Genomic DNA, 16,191 nt, shown 5'->3' with positions numbered 1-16,191 from the left:
GGGATTACTCCGCTTCCGCCTCCGGCGCACTGGCCGCCGCAACGGGCTGGGCCGGGCTGGCAGCCTTGCTGCCTTCTGCAGGTTTGGGCAGGAATACCGAGAAGGTCGAACCGGTATCTGGCGCGCTTTCGACACTGAAGCCGCCCCGGTGACGGGTAATGATGTGCTTGACGATTGCCAGGCCCAGCCCGGTTCCCGCCGTCGGGCCGCTTTTCTGCCCGTCGACCCTGTAGAAGCGCTCTGACAGGCGGGGCAGGTAGCGCCGGTCAATGCCTGCCCCATGATCGCGCACGCGCAGCACGCCATAGCGCTGGCGCGGGTCAAAAGGCGGGCCGGCCAGCAACAGGCGCGCACTCTGCGGTGCGAGCCGCTCAGGCGCGTGCTCGGCAACATCCCGTGCACAGTTGTCCAGCGCCTCGATGGCGACCACGGCCCCTTCGGGCGAATACTTGATGGCGTTCTCGACGAGATTCTCCACCACCTCGTAAACCTGGTCGCGATCACCCGTGATCCGGGCCGGTTCATCGGGAAGTGACAGCTCCAGCGTGATGGCACGCGCATCGGCCATGGGCCGCAAACTGTCGACCACGTCGCGTGCGATGGCTCCGAGATCTGCTTCGCCTGATGGCGGCAAGTGCTCGTTCATCTCCACCCGGCTGAGCGAGAGCAGATCATCGATCAGGCGGCGCATCCGGTCTGTCTGCTCTCGCATGATGGACAAAAACCGGTCCCTCGCCGCCTCATCATCGCGGGCGGGCCCGCGCAATGTGTCGATAAAGCCGGACAGAGAGGCCAGAGGCGTGCGCAATTCGTGACTGGCATTGGCCAGGAAGTCGGCGCGCATGCGCTCGGCCCGTTTTGACGAGGTCTCGTCGGCCAGCACCAGCATGGCACGCCACGGCATCGGACCGGCGACCGGCATGCGCAGCGGCTCCACAAAGGCGCGCACATGGCTTTCAATCGGCGCAAGGCTGGCATACTCCACAACCGCGCCGCGCTCCCCGCGCAAGGCCGCACTGACCGCTTCAAGCACGCGCGGCTGACGCAGCGAATTCGACAGAAGCCCGCCCTCAGCCCCCAGGGCCAGAAAGGCGCGCGCGGCCGGATTGGCGCGCTCTATGCGTCCGCCGGGACCGATCAGAAGGACCGGGACGGCAATCTTCTCCAGCATGACATCGGCGGACTCCAGCTCGCTGGCATGGACCGGACGCGACATCTGCACCGCAGACCGGGGCGAAACCCGGGTCACGGCTGTGAGAAAATAGACAAAGGCAAGCGCGGAAAAGGCGAGTGATGCGGCCAGCCAGGCCCCTGGCGCAAGCACGCCGCCAACCAGCAGAACAAGCAAAACCAGCAGACCCAGCAGCGCCGTTATGACAATATCGCGCCGCCGGGGCCGGTCCGGGGTGGCAGGCGTTCTGACCGCTGGTTTTTCGTTTGCCATCTTCCGGTCTTAGCACGGGTTTTTGACGGCTCAATGTGAGCCGCGCACGAAATTCCGGATAGGGGCGACAAGATGAATTTTCTGTAATTCGAGATATTTTTAGCGTTTTTCGATAAACTTTTGTTGACATTCGCATAGTCGCCGCTAGGGTGCCGCCATCTTGAACCATCATCAAAAGAAGGAATCCCGGGTGCTCCGGTATAGCCTCATACTCTCCTCCTCCCTGATCGTTGTGGCGTGCGCTGGCACGCCGCAGCTCTCCGTCGCGCCCGATCTGGCCCTCCCGGACACCTATGTCAGCGCGCCTGACGCTGCCGGTCCGCAGGAAACTGACTGGGTTGGCGCCCTTGGCGATGAGGCTCTGGCGGGCCTGATCGCAACCGCGCTGGCAAACAACCCGGATCTGGCAGCCGCACGCGCCAATACAGAAGCCGCAAGAGCTTCGGCGCGCGCTGGTCAGGCCCCGCGCCTTCCCTCCGTCGATATCGGCACAACCGCTACCACACGCCCCGCCGGTGAAGTTTACACCGCCGGGCTGGATGTCAGCTGGCAGGCCGATGTCTGGGGGCGTATCTCCAATCAGGCCCGCGCCAGCGCGCTCAGCGCTGAAGCTGCCGAGGCCGATTATGCCGGCGCAGAGCTGTCCATTGCCGCCAGTGTCGCCAGAGGCTGGTTCGCTCTGACCGAAGCCCGGCTGCAGCGCGAGCTGTCAGAACGCGATGTCGATACCCGCCAGCGCCAGCTGGACATTGTCGAGCGGCGCTTTGTCCGCGGTGTTGTGCGGTCTTCTGATGTACGTACGGCGCGATCCGCGCTTGCCAGTTCGCGCGCCACGCTTGCCCTTCGCCAGCGCGCAGAACGCGAGGCCGCCCGCAGCCTTCAGACCCTGCTGGGCGCCTACCCCGATGGAGATGTTGCACCGGGTACCGCGCTGCCAATGCTCGCCCCGCTGGCCTCTCCGGGTACACCGGGCGCGCTTATCAGCCGCCGTCCCGACATCGTGGCCGCTGAATTCCGGCTGGCTGCGGCGGGCTTTTCCGCCGAAGCAGCCCGCAAGGCGCTCTACCCGTCACTGTCGCTGACCGCTTCCTATTCGGGGCAGACGAGCGAATTTTCAGACCTGTTCTCCGCCTCCACCCTGGTGGAAAGCCTGACAGCCTCGCTTACCGCCCCGATATTCCGGGCAGGCGCGCTGCGTGCTGAACGCGACCGGACCGCTGCCTTGGCACGCGCTCAGGCCGCGTCTTACGTCAATACCAGCCTCACCGCCCTGCGTGAGGTTGAAAATGCGCTGACCGCCGACGGCCTGCTGGCCGACCGGGTATCGGCGCTGGAAACAGCAAGGGAAGAGGCGCAGGCCGCCCTTCAACTGGTCGAGCGTCAGTATGCGAGCGGGGTCGGCACCATTTTCGAACTCATCGATGCGCAGACCCGCCTCATCCAGGCCGAAGCCCAGCTGATAACGGCCCGGCGCGAACGCATCGACAATCGCATCGCCTTGCATCTTGCCATAGCCGGACCGTTCAGCGCGCCGGCCGGGCTCATCCCGTCAGAACAATAATAAGAATACGTCTTCAAGAGGTTGGTCATGTCAAAAACTACCGGACGCTTCCTGCTCATCGGCTTGCCGATACTCATTATCGCGGGATTTGTTGCCCTGTTCGTCATACTGGGCGCCACCCAGCCGCGGCCCGAGCGTGAAACGCCGGTACCCCGGCCCGCCGCCGTCTTCGTGGCCGAGGCTGTTCAGAGCCCGGTCCGTCTCATGGTCAGCACGCAAGGCGAGGTCTCCCCTGTCACGCAGATCGGCCTGGTCGCGCAGGTTTCCGGGCGCATCGCCTATGTGAACCCCAGCTTCACGCAGGGCGGGTTCTTTGAGGAAGGCGAGGTGCTGGTGCGCCTGGAGGACGAGGATTACCGCCTCGCCGTGATCCGCGCCGAAGCACTGGTGACACAGCGCCGCCAGGCCCTGATCCGCGAGGAAGCCGAAGCCCGGCTCGCGGCCGAGGAATGGCGCGCCATCGGTGACGGTGACGCGTCTGCCCTGACATTGCGTGAACCGCAACTGGCAGACGCCCGCGCCCAGCTGGCCGGTGCGGAGGCATCGCTGCGCGAAGCCCGGCTGGCACTGGCGCGCACCCGCATTACCGCTCCGTTCAACGGCCGTGTCCGCGAAAAGCTGGCAGACCTCGGCCAGTATGTTGGTCCCGGCGCGCGGATTGGCGAGATATTCTCCACCGACACCGCCCAGGTGCGCCTGCCCTTTACCGATAGCGAGCTTGGCCGGGCCGGTATCCCTGTTGCCTTCCGCGCAGACAGCTTCGAGACCGCCCCTGCCATCACGCTGGGCGCCAGTCTCGGCGGTGCCTGGCGCGAATGGGAGGGCCGTATCGTGCGCACTGACAGCAGTATCGATCCGCAGACCCGCACGCTCTACGCCATTGCCGAAGTGGCCGATCCTTTCGGTGCAGCGGCCGAAGCTGCCGGCGCGCCTCTCGCCATGGGTCTGTTTGTCGAGGCCCAGGTGCCCGGACGTGCGCTGGATAGCGCGATCACCCTGCCACGCAGCGCGTTGCGCGGCGCCGACCAGGTACTGGTCGCCACACCGGACGGAACCTTGTCGGTGAGGACGGTGCAGATCGTCGAGAGCCGTCCTGAGAGGCTGGTCGTCTCAAGCGGGGTCGAGGCCGGTGAATATGTCGTCACCTCGCCGCTGCGCGGTGCCTCCGACGGGATGCGCGTGCGCGCACTCGACGGCAATGGCGAGCCGATATTCCCCGATAGCGAAGGTGCTGAAACGCCCGGCGCAAACGGCGACCCGCAAACCACCGGCACTGACACCGCCGCGTCTGTAGCCAGCGCTGACTAGAACGCCGCTGCGAAGGATCTGAAAATCATGGTCGAACGTCCCGACGAAAAGCCCCATCGCGGCCTGCTGGCCTGGTGGGCCGGCAATTCCATTGCTGCCAACCTTTTGATGGTCATCGCCCTGGTGGGCGGCATCATTGGCTACTCGCAGATCCAGCGGGACGATAATCCCGCTGCCTCATTCGCCGGTGCCACTGTCTCGGTGGCCTGGCCTGGAGCCTCGCCGCAGGAGATCGAGGAACAGATCATCCTGCGTATCGAAGAGGCAATGACAGCTGTTGACGGCGTGCGCCGCATTACCGCGACAGCGGTGGAAGGCAGTGGCTGGGTCAATATCGAGGGCAACAGCACGGTTGACCCCAAAGTGTTCCTCGACGCGGTCAAGCTGCAGGTGGATTCCATCAACAACCTGCCCGTCGACGCCTTCCAGCCACGCGTGACGCAATGGCAGGCACAAAGCCAGATCGCCGGTATCGCCATTCACGGCAATATTGACCGGCGCGAACTGCAGCGCATTGCCCGCGAAATCCGCAACGAACTGTCAGCCTCCATACCCGATGCCGCCGCTGTGAACATCCAGGCGCGCCTGCCCGAAGAAGTCTCGATTGAGATTTCCGAGGAGAATATGCGCCGCTATGGCATCACGATTGCCGAGCTGTCACGGGCCGTCTCCACCAGCTCGCTCAACCTGTCTGCAGGTTCGGTACGCACCGATCTGGGCGATGTACGCTTTGCTGCGCGCCAGCTGGCAGATACCGCCGATGAGTTCGGCAATATTGTCGTGCGCCAGACCCCCGGCGGCGGCGTCATCCGCGTGCGCGACATCGCCACGGTGATTGACGGACTTGAGGACCGCCCCTTCCAGGCGACCTTCGACGGCGAGCCGATGGTGCTCCTGACGCTGATGTCGACCGGCAATTCTGACGTTATCGACGTATCAAACCAGCTCTCCGCCTATATCGAGCGCAAGCGGCGTGAGGTGCCCGAAACCGTTACCATTTCGGAATGGTGGGACGGGGCCGATCAGTTCAACTCGCAGCTGACCGTCATCGGCAGCTCGGCCCTGCTCGGCCTCGCGCTCGTGCTGGTCATTCTGATCCTGTTCCTGCGTCCGATCGTGGCCTTCTGGGTGACTATCGGCATCGCGACGGCCTTTGCCGGCGCCTTCATGCTGCTGCCGCTCATCGGCGTGACACTCAACTTCCTGTCACTGTTTGCCTTCCTCATCGTGATCGGGGTCGTCGTCGATGACGCGATCATTGTCGGGGAGAACATCCACAACAGGGTGGAGCGCGGCGAAGAGGGCCTGACCGCAGCCGTGGTTGGCGTCCAGATGGTGGCCAAGCCGGTCGTGTTCGCGGTCATCACCTCGATGATGGCGTTCGCGCCCTGGATGATGCTGTCGGGCCCCGAGGTGCAGTTCACCCGGCAGATCTCGCTTGTGGTGATCGCGGCGCTGACCTTCTCGCTGATCGAAGCCTTCCTGATCCTGCCCGCTCACCTGGCGCATATCCGGCCGCAGGAGCCCAAGGGCATTTCAGGTCATTTCATCCGCTTCCAGGCGAAGATTGCTGACAGCCTCGTCTGGTTCTCCCGCCACGCCTACGGACCGTTCCTGGCGGTGACCCTGCGCCATCGCTATGCGACGTTCACCGTCTTTATCGGCCTGTTCGCGCTGGCAATCGTGCTGATGAACACGGGCCGGGTCCCGTTCCGCTTCATGCCGGAAATTGAAAGCGACCTCATCCAGGTGAACATCCAGCTTGCCGAGGGTACACCCTGGCAGCGCACCGACGAGATCCGCGAACGGCTGGAGGCAGCGCAGACTGTGGTCCAGAACGCGTACCGGGAAGAGTTTCCAGGCGAGATTGACGTTATCCGCAACCGCTCCACACTGGCCACGCAAGGCCAGATCCGGGCGTGGATCAGTCTTGCTCCGCCTGAAGCGCGTCCCGGACGGCTGCCCTCCGCCGACATTGCCCAACGCCTGCGTGACGAACTGGGTGCAGTTCCCGATGCAGAGGAAATCCGCTTTGACGCGACGCTCAACGAGGTCGGGCCAGCCATCGACTTTGCCATCAACCATCCTGATATCGACATCTTACGCGCTGCTGCCAATGAGCTGAAAGAGGCACTACGCGGCTTCCCGGCCACCTATGATGTGGTCGACAATCTCCAGACGGCCGCGGACGAGCTGCGCCTGGTCCTGCGTCCCGATGCTCAGGCACTTGGCCTGACACTGACCGATGTCACCCAGCAGGTCCGCCAGGCATTCTATGGTCAGGAAGTCCAGCGCCTGCCACGTGGCGGCGAGGATGTCAGGGTGATGGTGCGCTATCCCCGCGAGGCGCGCGAGAGCCTCGATGCGATAAATCAGGTGCGTATCCGCACGCCCGATGGCCGCGAGATACCGCTGGCGGCCGTCGCGGACGCAGAGTTTGCCCCCGGCATCAACCGCATCCAGCGCCGTGAACGCCAGCGTACGGTGCGGGTCAGCGCCGAGGTCAGCGATCCCGATGCTGCGCGCGCCATCCGCCGTCAGATTACCGAGGAGTTCTTCCCCGAGTGGCAGGAACGCTATCCGGGCGTGTCGGTCGGTGCCATCGGCCAGGCTGAGGGTGAGGCGGAGTTCCTCGGCGAGATCGTCGTCCTGCAGATCATCATGATCGGCATGATGTACGTGCTGCTGGCGGTTGCCTTCCGCTCCTACGCCCAGCCCTTGCTGATTATGACAGCCATACCCTTCGCCTTCGCCGGCGCGGTGTTTGGCCATATGTTGCTGGGCGTGCCCTTCGCGTTGTTCTCGATGTTCGGTGTCGGGGCAGCAGCCGGTATCGTCATCAACGACAATCTGGTGCTGGTGGACTTCGTGAACCGGCTGCGCGAACGCGGTGTGGGCGCCTTCCAGGCTCTTGTGGACGCGGGCGTCCAGCGGTTCCGGCCGATCCTTCTGACGACCGTGACCACCTTCATTGGCGTGCTGCCGATGATTGCGGAACGCTCCACTGCGGCGCAATTCCTCAAGCCCATGGTCGTATCACTCGGGTTTGCCGTGATCTTCGCCCTGTTCCTGACCCTCTTCATGGTGCCTGCGCTCTACGCGATCGGCGTGGACATCAAACGTACCGTGCTCTCGCTCTGGACGGGCGAGAAGCAAGCCGGCATCGGGTCAGGCTATGAAGGCGATACCAGTGGGACCGACGTCGATATCGGCCAGGTCCAGCAACCCGCTGAATAAAACTGCAACCGGCCATGGCGGCGCGCACAAACTGCGTCCCGCCATGGCCATCAGGGTTAGTGCAGCCTAGCTTTTCGCTAGTAATCAAAGACGGACCGGCCGTCCTGTGACCGGTCCGAAAAGGGGAAACCGAGATGAGACACCTCCTTCTGGCAGGGTGTTGCATTGCCGCACTGATGGCGTGCGACACGCAAGGAACAGCTGGCAGCGACGGCGCAGACGATGCTGTCGTGGCTGAAACCACCGAAGCAGCTGGCGAACCGCGTTTTGGCACATTCGGCTTTGACACGGCCGGCATGAACAGCAACGTCGCGCCCGGTGACAACTTCTTCGCCTACGCCAACGGCGTCTGGGCAGAAACGACCGAAATACCGTCCGACCGCGCGCGCTATGGCGTGTTTGACATGCTCGCCCTGGAGGTTGAGCAACAGGTCCAGGACGTTGTTCTGGAAGCCGCTGAGGCCGGTGGCCCGGCCGGCTCCAACGAGCAGCTGATCGGCGACCTCTACGCCAGCTGGATGAACGCGGACGCCATCGAGGCGCGCGGTCTCGAACCGGCCCGGCCCTGGCTCGACACCATCACAGCAGCAGAGAGCTTCGAGGAAATTGCCGCTCTCATGGCGCAGCGCGACTATCACGCGCCTTACTGGGTAGCGATCAGCCCCGATCCGGAAAACCCGGAAGTCTATGTGATGCGTACCGGCCAGTCAGGGCTGGGCCTGCCGAGCCGCGACTACTACCTGCTCGACACCGGACGCTTCCCTGAATACCGCGATGCCTACCGCGCCTATATCGCGCAGATTTTCCAGCTGGCCGGCATGCCGGACGGCGAAGCACGCGCGCAGCAGATCCTCGATCTGGAAACCGCGCTGGCTGAGGCGCACTGGACCCGCGAGGATTCGCGCGATGTCACGCTGACCAATAACCGCATGAGCGTGGAGGATTTCTTCGCGCTGGCACCGGAACTGAACCTGCAGGCAGCGCTGGAGGCGCGTGGCCTGCCGGCCGAGGGCGAGATTGTCGTTTCCCAGCCGAGCGCGATTACCGATGCCGGGACGCTTATGGCGCAGGCCGATACAGAGCTTCTGCAAGCCTGGCTGAGCTTCCACTTCATCTCCGCGCGGGCATCGTGGCTGCCGTCCGCCTTCGATCAGGCGCACTTCGAGTTCTTCGGCCGCACGCTCAGCGGCACCGAGGAACAGCGCACGCGTGAACTGCGCGGGGTGCAGCTGGTCAATGGCGCGCTCGGCCATCCGGTCGGGCAGGTCTATGTCGAGCGGCACTTCCCGCCAGAGGCCAGCCGCCAGATGGATGAGCTGATCCAGAACCTGGTGGACGGCTTCCGGGGCCGCCTGGAACGTCTCGAGTGGATGGATGAGGAGACCCGCGAGCAGGCTCTGACCAAGCTGTCCACCTTCGAGCCGCGCATCGGCTATCCGGAAATCTGGAATGAGTATGACGGGGTGGAAATCCGGTCCGAGGACCATTTCGGCAACCGCCAGCGCCTGTCCGACTTTGCCTGGGCAGAACAGCTTCGCCGCTTCCCCGATCCGGTCGACCGGCGCCTGTGGAGCTGGCCGCCGCAGATCGTGAACGCAAGCTACAACCCGCTGATGAACCAGATCACCTTCCCGGCGGGCATTTTGCAGGCGCCCTTCTTTGACATGAACGCCGACCCGGCGATGAATTACGGGGCGATTGGCGCCGTCATCGGCCACGAGATCGGCCACGGGTTTGACGATAATGGCCGCCGCTTCGACGCCGAGGGGCGCATTCGCGACTGGTGGACGCAAGAGACCAATGACCGCTTCGTGGAGCGCTCTGATCGCCTTGTGGAGCAGTATAACGGCTTCTGCCCCTTCCCCGATGAGTGCGTGAACGGCCGCGTGGCGCTCGGCGAGAATATCGGCGATCTGGGCGGCATGCAGATGGCCTATGAGGCGTATCGCAACTATGTCGCGGAGAATTATCCGGACGGCGAAGCGCCGGTCATTGACGGCTATACCGGCGACCAGCGCTTCTTCCTGGCCTGGGCGCAGGTCTGGCGCACCCTGTTCCGCGACGACGCGCTACGCGCCCAGCTGGCCACCGGCCCGCACTCTCCGGGCATGTACCGCGTCAACGGCGTCGTGCGTAATCTGGACGCCTGGTACGAGGCGTTTGGCGTGACCGAAGAGCATGAGCTCTACCTGCCGCCAGAAGAGCGCGTACGCATCTGGTAAAACGGGCAGACCCGCCCGATATGGCAAACGCCCGGCCCGCTGCGGCCGGGCGTTTTGCTATGGCCCGGCAGGTTGCGCGTTAGGCTTTTGTCCATCATCGGCAGGCAAAACGGCGCAAGGGACGTGTTTTTTTCCGGGAATCAAAGCCATGACGAGAGCGCTTGCATCTGCCCTGCTTGCCGGAGCGCTGCTGCTCGCCCTGACCGCGTGCAATACGATTCAGGGCGTAGGCCGCGACATCACCCGCGTCGGCGAGTTCCTTGACGATGTGACCCAGTAAAATGGCGGGGCCAAATCCGGCCGCTGTGCGTATACTTCCAGCGTGCCTGGCCGCTCATGGCCTTCATTATGGAGATCACACGATGAAACGGATGCTTATGGCAGCTGCCCTGTCCATGCTGACGCTGGGCCTTTCAGCCTGCAACACCATTCAAGGTGTCGGCCGTGACATAACCCGCACCGGCGAGGTGCTTGAGGACGTCACGAGCTGATCTGGAAACATCCTCAACCCGCGAAGGGAGCCAAATCGCGCATCGGGCGTTAACGCTCTATACGCGGCATCACAAGGCCGGTTGTTGACAGGAGACATTCGATGCGTGAGACCCTTCAGATTATGAGCGTGGCCATCATGATTTTTGTCCTGGCCGCCTGCAACACCATCCAGGGCGCTGGCCGCGACATCCAGCGTGGCGGTGAAGCCATTGAGGACGCTGCCGACTAGGCTGAAAGCGCTTTCCGAAACCCACGAAAGAGGGCGGCTCCACCAGGCGAGCCGCCCTTTTTTCTGGCCGGATCCCGCGACTAGTCGCGGCGCAGAAGCGGGCGCACCGCAATCGTGAACGAGGTCGCAAACAGGGCAATGATGACCCGGGCGATAATCGTGAAAAACACCAGTGTAAATTGCGGTTCGCTGGTCCACTGGCGCAGGGCCGCGCGGTAGGTCGGCGGCAGATCGGTGCTGGTGATGAAGCGGTAGACGACGCCCGACGCATCCTGAACCACCAGCAGCCATGATGGCTGAAACAGCGCGAACATGACCAGCAGGATCGGTGCCAGAATCGCCGACAGGGCCAGCGTCATGGATGCGGAAAACGGGCGCAGAAGCAGGCGGTTCATGTCAGATAACTCCCTCAGACTGTCCGGGCTGGCGGCAATCATCCCCTCATGCCGCTCATCCCTTCCTTGCCCGCAGCTTAACAAACATGAAAGGACCCGTCGCCTGTAAAGACGACGGGCCCTTCAATACGCGGCTGACCGCCTGAACCTATTCGGTACGGGTAATAATCATTTCCGAACCGTCGGCGCTCCATTCGTCGGTCGTCACACTCTCACCCACTTCGCCCGGCTCGAACGGATTGCAGACCGGCTCAGCGTCCGTGGCAATGCACAGCGTGCCGTCCTCGAAAGTCCAGCTGCCTTCCTGACCGAGCGTGTTGGTCATCGATCCATCGGCGTGAAACGTCGTCGAGTAGCTGACATCCGCTGACGGAATGCTGATGTCGTAGACATGGCCACCAGGCCCGTCAGCGAACGACAATCCGGCAAGGCCCAATGTGGCCACGACACCTGCTGCAAACGTTTTCATGCTTCTCCTCCCCGACTGGTTTCTTTTTACCGTTCCACCTGGACGGCGTGCGCTTATGGTTAACACACTGACGGGTGAGTCAACCGGAAACAGGAAATTGCGGTACGGCGTACTGGTGTGAGTATGCAACGCACGCTATAGACGGCTTGAAACAGTCCGGCTTGCCCGATAGCAGGCTGGCGAACAGACAATTGGAGCAGACATCATGGCCGCCCTTATCGCCCTTGGCCTTTGCTTTGGCCTTTTCGCGCTTTTCAACCTGATCGAGTTCAAGCGCCTCGACTAGGTCCTGAAGGACAGCCCCCGGCTCCGGAGCGATCATGTCCGCCACGCTTCTTGATGTGCTGCTACTGATTGTCGGCATCATCATCATCCTGTTCGGTGGCGACTATCTGGTGCGCGGCGCGACCGCCGTCGCCAAGCGTACCGGTGTGCCATCGCTGCTGATCGGCCTGACAATTGTCGCCTTTGGCACCAGCGCGCCGGAAATGGTGGTCAGCGTATTTGCCGCGATTGCCGGTTCGCCGGGCCTTGCCGTGGGCAATATTGTCGGCTCCAACATCGCCAATATCTTCCTCGTGCTGGGCCTGCCTGCGCTGATCGCGGTGATGGGCACCACTGCCAAGGGCGTGCGCACCAATGCGCTGATCGCGCTGGCCGCGTCCCTGCTCTTCATCGCCCTGTGCTGGGACTGGGAGGCAAATGCGCCGGGCACGCTAAGCCTTCTGGAAGGCGCGCTGCTGACCGGCCTGATTATCGCCTATATCGTCTATCTCGGCTTTGTGGCCATGGGGTCACGTGACGATCCCATGGTGGCCGAGCTGACCGGCGTGGACTCCATGGAGGGCCTGCCTAAATCCGCGCTCGGTATCGGGTTCAGCCTGATTGTCGGCCTTGTCGCCCTGCCCATCGGGGCCAATCTGATCGTGGAAGGCGGCGCGAGCCTGGCCCTGACGCTGGGCGTGTCCGAAGCCGTCATCGGACTGACGCTTCTGGCTATCGGCACTTCGCTGCCAGAGCTTGCCACATCTGTAGTTGCTGCGGTGCGCCGTCAGGCCGACATGGCGATCGGCAATGTCATCGGCTCGAACATCTTCAACATCTTCGCCGTGGGCGGCATTACTGGCCTGGCCGCAGGCGGATTTGCCGGCGGCGTATCCATTGATCCCGGCTTCTTCCAGCTGGATTTGTGGGTGTTCCTGGCCAGCGCGGTCTTCGTGACGGTGCTGGTGTTTTCGCGCAGGCCGATGGGCCGCACAACCGGCGCAGCCCTGCTGCTCATTTACGCGGCCTATATCGCTGCCCTGCTATATTTCACGCTCGGCTAGCCGCCCTACCGGTCCGGGCCGATCCGGTAGTGCTGGCCTATCACCATGAGCGTGCCGAGCGCCCCGGCGATCAGCAGCCCGATCCCGGTCCACAGCTCCCAGCCCATCAGTATCACGGCCACAAGACCCAGAAGGCCCAGATCGAGCGGCAGTGTCCAGATCAGGATACGCCGGACCCACTCGCGTTCAGATGTGTTATTGTCTTCAGGCATGGCGGCTTAATACTCCGGGTCTGAACGGTAAGGCCAGCCCGGCGGCAGGTCTGCAGGCATCTGGCCGGGGAAGGCGGGGGAACGCTTTTCCAGAAAGCTCATCACGCCCTCTTTCGCGTCCTCGCTCATGCCCCGGCGCAATATCGCCCGGCTTTCGAGGCGATGAGCCTCCATCGGGTGAGATGCGCCCAGCATCTGCCACGCCAGATAGCGGTTCATGGAGACCGATACCGGCGAGGCTGTCTCAACGATCAGGCGCGCGCGCTCATAGGCGCGCTCCAGCACCTTGTCTGCTGGTGCGAGCTCGCTCACCAGACCCTTCTCCAGCGCTTCCTCGCTCATAAAGGTGCGCCCGGTCAGCCCCCAGTCCAGCGCCGTCTCGATACCAACCACGCGCGGCAGGAACCAGCTGGCGCAGCCATCCCAGGCTATGCCGCGTTTGGTGAAGGGATAGGCCATCTTGGCGCCTTGAGCGGCGATGCGGATATCCATGGGCAGGATCATGGTCGCGCCAATGCCGACCGCTGCGCCATTAATGGCCCCGATCACCGGCTTGGCGCTGTTGAAGATGCGCAAATTCAGCATACCGCCGGAATCGCGCCATTTGGGATCGGTCTCGTCGAACGCGCCGCTGGTGGCGGCCTGGGCAACAGCGTTGAACGTCTCCGCGCCGGTGGAGAGATCCGCGCCGGCGCAGAACGCCTTGCCCGCGCCCGTCACGATCACGCAGCGCACATCCGGGTCCGCATCGCTCTCATCAAACGCGGCGATGAGTTCGCGGCCCATCTCGTGGGTGAAGGCGTTCATCGCCTCCGGCCGGTTCAGCGTGATGAGCGCGATATGGTCAGACACCGAATAGGTGATGGTGGAATAGCTCATTGTCCCTCCCCGGACGGCAGTGTGTATTCCAGCGTGTAATTATGTGCGCCCTCAACGATATCGAGCAGAAACTCGCCTGCAATGCCGGTTAGCCCACCTGCGCCGGAACCCGGCACGATGGTGATGGAAAGGGATTGCGCGCCCGCATCCATCACCCCGCGATGGACAAGCGAGAAGGCCCCTTCCCGGCCCTCAAGGCGCCCTTCCAGCCGCTCGATGAGCACATAGGCGCCCGAACCTGCCTGCCCATCGAACAGGCCCAGCATCTCGCCTGAGGCGCTGCCCTCGAACCCGCCGGTGAACGTCTTGGTAATCAGATAGCGCGTGTGCGCGCCGGGCTCCGCCTCGCCTTGCGGCTCCAGCTGGACGGTGAAACTGCCGGTAGCGGTGTGGGTGGTCATGGCCGTGTCCTCTGCGAGAGCGGCGGGAGCAAAAAGTGTCAGCGCCGCCATCAGGCCCGTCAGGTACCGGATCATGTCTTCCTCCCGCCTGTTAAAACTGGCCGCAAGGATGGGCGGGGGAGAGGGAGGTGTAAAGCGGTGGAGCCGGTCTAGACGTTGAACTTGAACAGCAGCACATCGCCATCCTGCACAACGTATTCCTTGCCTTCCTGGCGCAGCTTGCCCGCCTCGCGGGCACCGGACTCGCCGCCCAGCGCCACGTAATCATCAAAGGCGATGGTTTCAGCGCGGATGAAGCCCTTTTCAAAATCGCCATGGATCACGCCCGCGGCGCGCGGAGCTTTCCAGCCCTTACGGATGGTCCAGGCGCGCGCCTCTTTCGGCCCGGCGGTGAAATAGGTCTGCAGGTCCAGCAGGGTATAACCGGCATGGATCAGCCGGTTGAGGCCCGGCTCGGAAAGCCCCAGCGATTCCAGATATTCGGCGCGCTCATCCGCGTCCAGAAGCGCGAGCTCGGCCTCGATCTTGGCAGAGATGGTCACGCAGATCGCGCCCTCTTCGGCAGCGCGCTTTTCCACCGCCCGGCTCATCTCATTGCCGGTCGCCGCGCTTTCCTCGTCCACATTGGCAATGAAGAGGACCGGCTTGGAGGTCAGCAGCTGGAGCATGCGCCATTCGCGGCGCTGGTCGTCTGGCACCTCGGCAAAGCGGGCAGGCTGGCCCTCGCGCAGCTTGTCCAGTGCCAGATCGATGAGCGCCACTTGCGCTTTGGCGTCCTTGTCGCCGGACTTGGCCTTCTTCTCCACATTGGCGCGGCGCTTTTCGAGGCTCTCCATGTCGGCGAGCATCAGCTCGGTCTCGACCGTCTCGAAATCAGCCAGCGGATCGACCTTGCCCGCGACGTGGGTGACATCGTCGTCGACAAAGCAACGCAGCACGTAAACGACGGCGTCCACCTCGCGGATATTGGCCAGAAACTGATTGCCGAGACCTTCGCCCTGGCTGGCACCCTTCACGAGGCCCGCAATGTCCACAAAGCTCATGCGCGCCGGGATGATACTGGCCGAACCGGCAATGGAGGCGAGCTTTTCAAGGCGCGGCTCAGGCACCGCCACATCGCCCACATTCGGCTCGATCGTGCAGAACGGATAGTTCGCGGCCTGTGCAGCCGCCGTCTGGGTGAGCGCGTTGAAAAGCGTCGATTTGCCTACATTCGGCAGGCCGACAATACCGCATTTGAAGCCCATGGATGGCCCCTGTCAGATATAAGGTTTCACAAAGCTGGCGTGGGGTTAGACGTGCAAGGCGACAGCGTCAATCTGCAAGGACGGTCAACGCACCGCTATTGAGCGCTTACTCTTCCTGACCGCCCGGCGCGGGCGCCAGATGCGTGACGCGGGTCTGGAAGGCGTCAAACTCACCGCCCGCGAGCAGGGGGAAGCTGCGCGCTATCGCATCGGTCAGAGTTTCGAACCAGACGGCATCAGCCTTGGGAAAATCGGAGAGCACGTAGTTCGTGACCATGTTCTTGTCACCGGGATGGCCAATGCCGATGCGCCCGCGCCGGAAATCCGGGCCGATATGGGCGGCAATCGAGCGGATGCCGTTATTGCCGCCATGCCCGCCGCCAGCCTTGAGGCGGAACTTGCCGGGCGCCAGATCCAGCTCGTCATGGAAGACTGTCACGGCCTCCGGGCCGACCCGGTAGAAATCTGCCGCCGCGCGCACCGCAAGCCCGGAATTATTGTAATAAGTCAAAGGCTTCATCAGCAGGGTCTTTTTCGGCCCGGCAATCGTCTGCACCAGCCCTTCGCTGATCGCGGCCTGGAACTTCTCCCGCCACGGGCCAAAGCCATGCATGGCGGCAATTCCATCGAGCACCATGAAGCCCGCATTATGGCGGTTCTTCAGATATTTGTTTTCCGGATTGCCCAGACCGGCAACGATCAGCATGTCATGCCCCTTGCGAGCCTGCCCGGCGCTGGCCGGCCATGAAAAAGGCGGCTGCAGGTCA

At 63.3% G+C, this 16,191-nt stretch carries 17 protein-coding genes; 8 read left to right on the top strand and 9 right to left on the bottom strand.

Going from position 1 to position 16,191, the window contains the following annotated elements; all coding sequences use genetic code 11:
• Positions 1-4: 4 nt before the first annotated feature.
• A complete protein-coding gene (locus AB6B38_RS13605; RefSeq protein ID WP_371393456.1) occupies positions 5-1,444 on the bottom strand; it encodes a sensor histidine kinase in 1,440 nt (479 codons plus the stop codon).
• Between the two features lie 190 nt (positions 1,445-1,634).
• On the opposite strand from AB6B38_RS13605, the gene AB6B38_RS13600 reads away from it, so the two are divergent.
• From AB6B38_RS13600 to AB6B38_RS13570, 7 genes are all read left to right on the top strand, one after another.
• Entirely contained in the window at positions 1,635-3,005 is a 1,371-nt protein-coding gene (locus tag AB6B38_RS13600) for an efflux transporter outer membrane subunit (protein WP_371393454.1), read from the top strand.
• 27 nt (positions 3,006-3,032) lie between these two features.
• Positions 3,033-4,313, top strand: a complete 1,281-nt coding sequence (locus AB6B38_RS13595; protein WP_371393452.1) for an efflux RND transporter periplasmic adaptor subunit — start codon at positions 3,033-3,035, stop codon at positions 4,311-4,313.
• Positions 4,314-4,340: 27 nt separating this feature from the next.
• Positions 4,341-7,550, top strand: coding sequence for an efflux RND transporter permease subunit (locus AB6B38_RS13590; RefSeq protein ID WP_371393450.1), 3,210 nt, complete (start codon positions 4,341-4,343; stop codon positions 7,548-7,550).
• Between the two features lie 134 nt (positions 7,551-7,684).
• Entirely contained in the window at positions 7,685-9,772 is a 2,088-nt protein-coding gene (locus tag AB6B38_RS13585; RefSeq protein WP_371393449.1) for a M13 family metallopeptidase, read from the top strand.
• 148 nt (positions 9,773-9,920) lie between these two features.
• Complete coding sequence (locus tag AB6B38_RS13580) at positions 9,921-10,052, top strand: entericidin EcnAB (protein ID WP_371393448.1); 132 nt, start codon at positions 9,921-9,923, stop codon at positions 10,050-10,052.
• A gap of 82 nt (positions 10,053-10,134) precedes the next feature.
• Positions 10,135-10,263 carry an entericidin gene (locus AB6B38_RS13575; protein ID WP_371393447.1) on the top strand — a complete coding sequence of 43 codons (129 nt, stop codon included), beginning with the start codon at positions 10,135-10,137 and terminating at the stop codon, positions 10,261-10,263.
• Between the two features lie 101 nt (positions 10,264-10,364).
• On the top strand, positions 10,365-10,493 hold the full coding sequence (locus tag AB6B38_RS13570) for an entericidin A/B family lipoprotein (RefSeq protein WP_371393445.1): 129 nt from the start codon (positions 10,365-10,367) through the stop codon (positions 10,491-10,493).
• 80 nt (positions 10,494-10,573) lie between these two features.
• Here the strand turns inward: AB6B38_RS13570 and AB6B38_RS13565 are convergent, their stop codons facing one another.
• The 3 genes from AB6B38_RS13565 to AB6B38_RS13555 all read right to left on the bottom strand — a co-directional run bounded on the left by AB6B38_RS13565 (position 10,574) and on the right by AB6B38_RS13555 (position 11,679).
• Complete coding sequence (locus tag AB6B38_RS13565; protein ID WP_371393444.1) at positions 10,574-10,888, bottom strand: hypothetical protein; 315 nt, start codon at positions 10,886-10,888, stop codon at positions 10,574-10,576.
• 148 nt (positions 10,889-11,036) lie between these two features.
• Positions 11,037-11,357 (bottom strand): hypothetical protein, encoded by a 321-nt coding sequence (locus tag AB6B38_RS13560; RefSeq protein ID WP_371393443.1) that lies wholly within the window; start codon positions 11,355-11,357, stop codon positions 11,037-11,039.
• Between the two features lie 79 nt (positions 11,358-11,436).
• Positions 11,437-11,679 (bottom strand): hypothetical protein, encoded by a 243-nt coding sequence (locus AB6B38_RS13555; protein WP_371393442.1) that lies wholly within the window; start codon positions 11,677-11,679, stop codon positions 11,437-11,439.
• Between AB6B38_RS13555 and AB6B38_RS13550 the strand changes: the two genes are divergently transcribed.
• The gene (locus tag AB6B38_RS13550; RefSeq protein ID WP_371393441.1) at positions 11,678-12,685 is read left to right on the top strand and encodes a calcium/sodium antiporter; all 1,008 of its coding nucleotides are present in this window, start codon (positions 11,678-11,680) and stop codon (positions 12,683-12,685) included. The genes AB6B38_RS13555 and AB6B38_RS13550 overlap by 2 nt on opposite strands.
• 5 nt (positions 12,686-12,690) lie before the next feature.
• On the opposite strand, the gene AB6B38_RS13545 is transcribed toward AB6B38_RS13550, so the two are convergent.
• The 5 genes from AB6B38_RS13545 to pth form a co-directional block, all read right to left on the bottom strand.
• Complete coding sequence (locus AB6B38_RS13545) at positions 12,691-12,897, bottom strand: hypothetical protein (RefSeq protein ID WP_371393440.1); 207 nt, start codon at positions 12,895-12,897, stop codon at positions 12,691-12,693.
• A gap of 6 nt (positions 12,898-12,903) precedes the next feature.
• Positions 12,904-13,776, bottom strand: a complete 873-nt coding sequence (locus tag AB6B38_RS13540; RefSeq protein ID WP_371393439.1) for an enoyl-CoA hydratase-related protein — start codon at positions 13,774-13,776, stop codon at positions 12,904-12,906.
• Positions 13,773-14,252: a DUF3224 domain-containing protein gene (locus tag AB6B38_RS13535; protein ID WP_371393437.1), complete on the bottom strand. Its 480-nt coding sequence runs from the start codon at positions 14,250-14,252 to the stop codon at positions 13,773-13,775. The genes AB6B38_RS13540 and AB6B38_RS13535 overlap by 4 nt, the downstream gene beginning before the upstream one ends.
• A 74-nt stretch (positions 14,253-14,326) precedes the next feature.
• Positions 14,327-15,424, bottom strand: coding sequence for a redox-regulated ATPase YchF (ychF, locus tag AB6B38_RS13530; RefSeq protein ID WP_371393436.1), 1,098 nt, complete (start codon positions 15,422-15,424; stop codon positions 14,327-14,329).
• A 106-nt stretch (positions 15,425-15,530) separates the two neighbouring features.
• Positions 15,531-16,130, bottom strand: a complete 600-nt coding sequence (pth, locus tag AB6B38_RS13525) for an aminoacyl-tRNA hydrolase (protein ID WP_371393434.1) — start codon at positions 16,128-16,130, stop codon at positions 15,531-15,533.
• Positions 16,131-16,191: the final 61 nt, after the last annotated feature.

The sequence above is a fragment of the Glycocaulis abyssi genome (assembly GCF_041429775.1).
GTDB classification, from domain to species: Bacteria; Pseudomonadota; Alphaproteobacteria; order Caulobacterales; family Maricaulaceae; genus Glycocaulis; species Glycocaulis abyssi.
Note: the sequence above shows the minus strand (reverse complement) of the source record. Positions and strands in the feature narration are given on the sequence as shown.

Bases quoted from the DNA above. Each gene is read 5' to 3' on its own strand.
- AB6B38_RS13605 (WP_371393456.1), bottom strand. From the start codon at position 1,444: ATGGCAAACGAAAAACCAGCGGTCAGAACGCCTGCCACCCCGGACCGG.
- AB6B38_RS13585 (WP_371393449.1), top strand. From the start codon at position 7,685: ATGAGACACCTCCTTCTGGCAGGGTGTTGCATTGCCGCACTGATGGCG.
- AB6B38_RS13545 (WP_371393440.1), bottom strand. From the start codon at position 12,897: ATGCCTGAAGACAATAACACATCTGAACGCGAGTGGGTCCGGCGTATC.
- pth (WP_371393434.1), bottom strand. From the start codon at position 16,130: ATGCTGATCGTTGCCGGTCTGGGCAATCCGGAAAACAAATATCTGAAG.
- ychF (WP_371393436.1), bottom strand. From the start codon at position 15,424: ATGGGCTTCAAATGCGGTATTGTCGGCCTGCCGAATGTAGGCAAATCG.
- AB6B38_RS13550 (WP_371393441.1), top strand. From the start codon at position 11,678: ATGTCCGCCACGCTTCTTGATGTGCTGCTACTGATTGTCGGCATCATC.
- AB6B38_RS13595 (WP_371393452.1), top strand. From the start codon at position 3,033: ATGTCAAAAACTACCGGACGCTTCCTGCTCATCGGCTTGCCGATACTC.
- AB6B38_RS13580 (WP_371393448.1), top strand. From the start codon at position 9,921: ATGACGAGAGCGCTTGCATCTGCCCTGCTTGCCGGAGCGCTGCTGCTC.
- AB6B38_RS13565 (WP_371393444.1), bottom strand. From the start codon at position 10,888: ATGAACCGCCTGCTTCTGCGCCCGTTTTCCGCATCCATGACGCTGGCC.
- AB6B38_RS13535 (WP_371393437.1), bottom strand. From the start codon at position 14,252: ATGATCCGGTACCTGACGGGCCTGATGGCGGCGCTGACACTTTTTGCT.
- AB6B38_RS13575 (WP_371393447.1), top strand. From the start codon at position 10,135: ATGAAACGGATGCTTATGGCAGCTGCCCTGTCCATGCTGACGCTGGGC.
- AB6B38_RS13560 (WP_371393443.1), bottom strand. From the start codon at position 11,357: ATGAAAACGTTTGCAGCAGGTGTCGTGGCCACATTGGGCCTTGCCGGA.
- AB6B38_RS13570 (WP_371393445.1), top strand. From the start codon at position 10,365: ATGCGTGAGACCCTTCAGATTATGAGCGTGGCCATCATGATTTTTGTC.
- AB6B38_RS13590 (WP_371393450.1), top strand. From the start codon at position 4,341: ATGGTCGAACGTCCCGACGAAAAGCCCCATCGCGGCCTGCTGGCCTGG.
- AB6B38_RS13555 (WP_371393442.1), bottom strand. From the start codon at position 11,679: ATGATCGCTCCGGAGCCGGGGGCTGTCCTTCAGGACCTAGTCGAGGCG.
- AB6B38_RS13540 (WP_371393439.1), bottom strand. From the start codon at position 13,776: ATGAGCTATTCCACCATCACCTATTCGGTGTCTGACCATATCGCGCTC.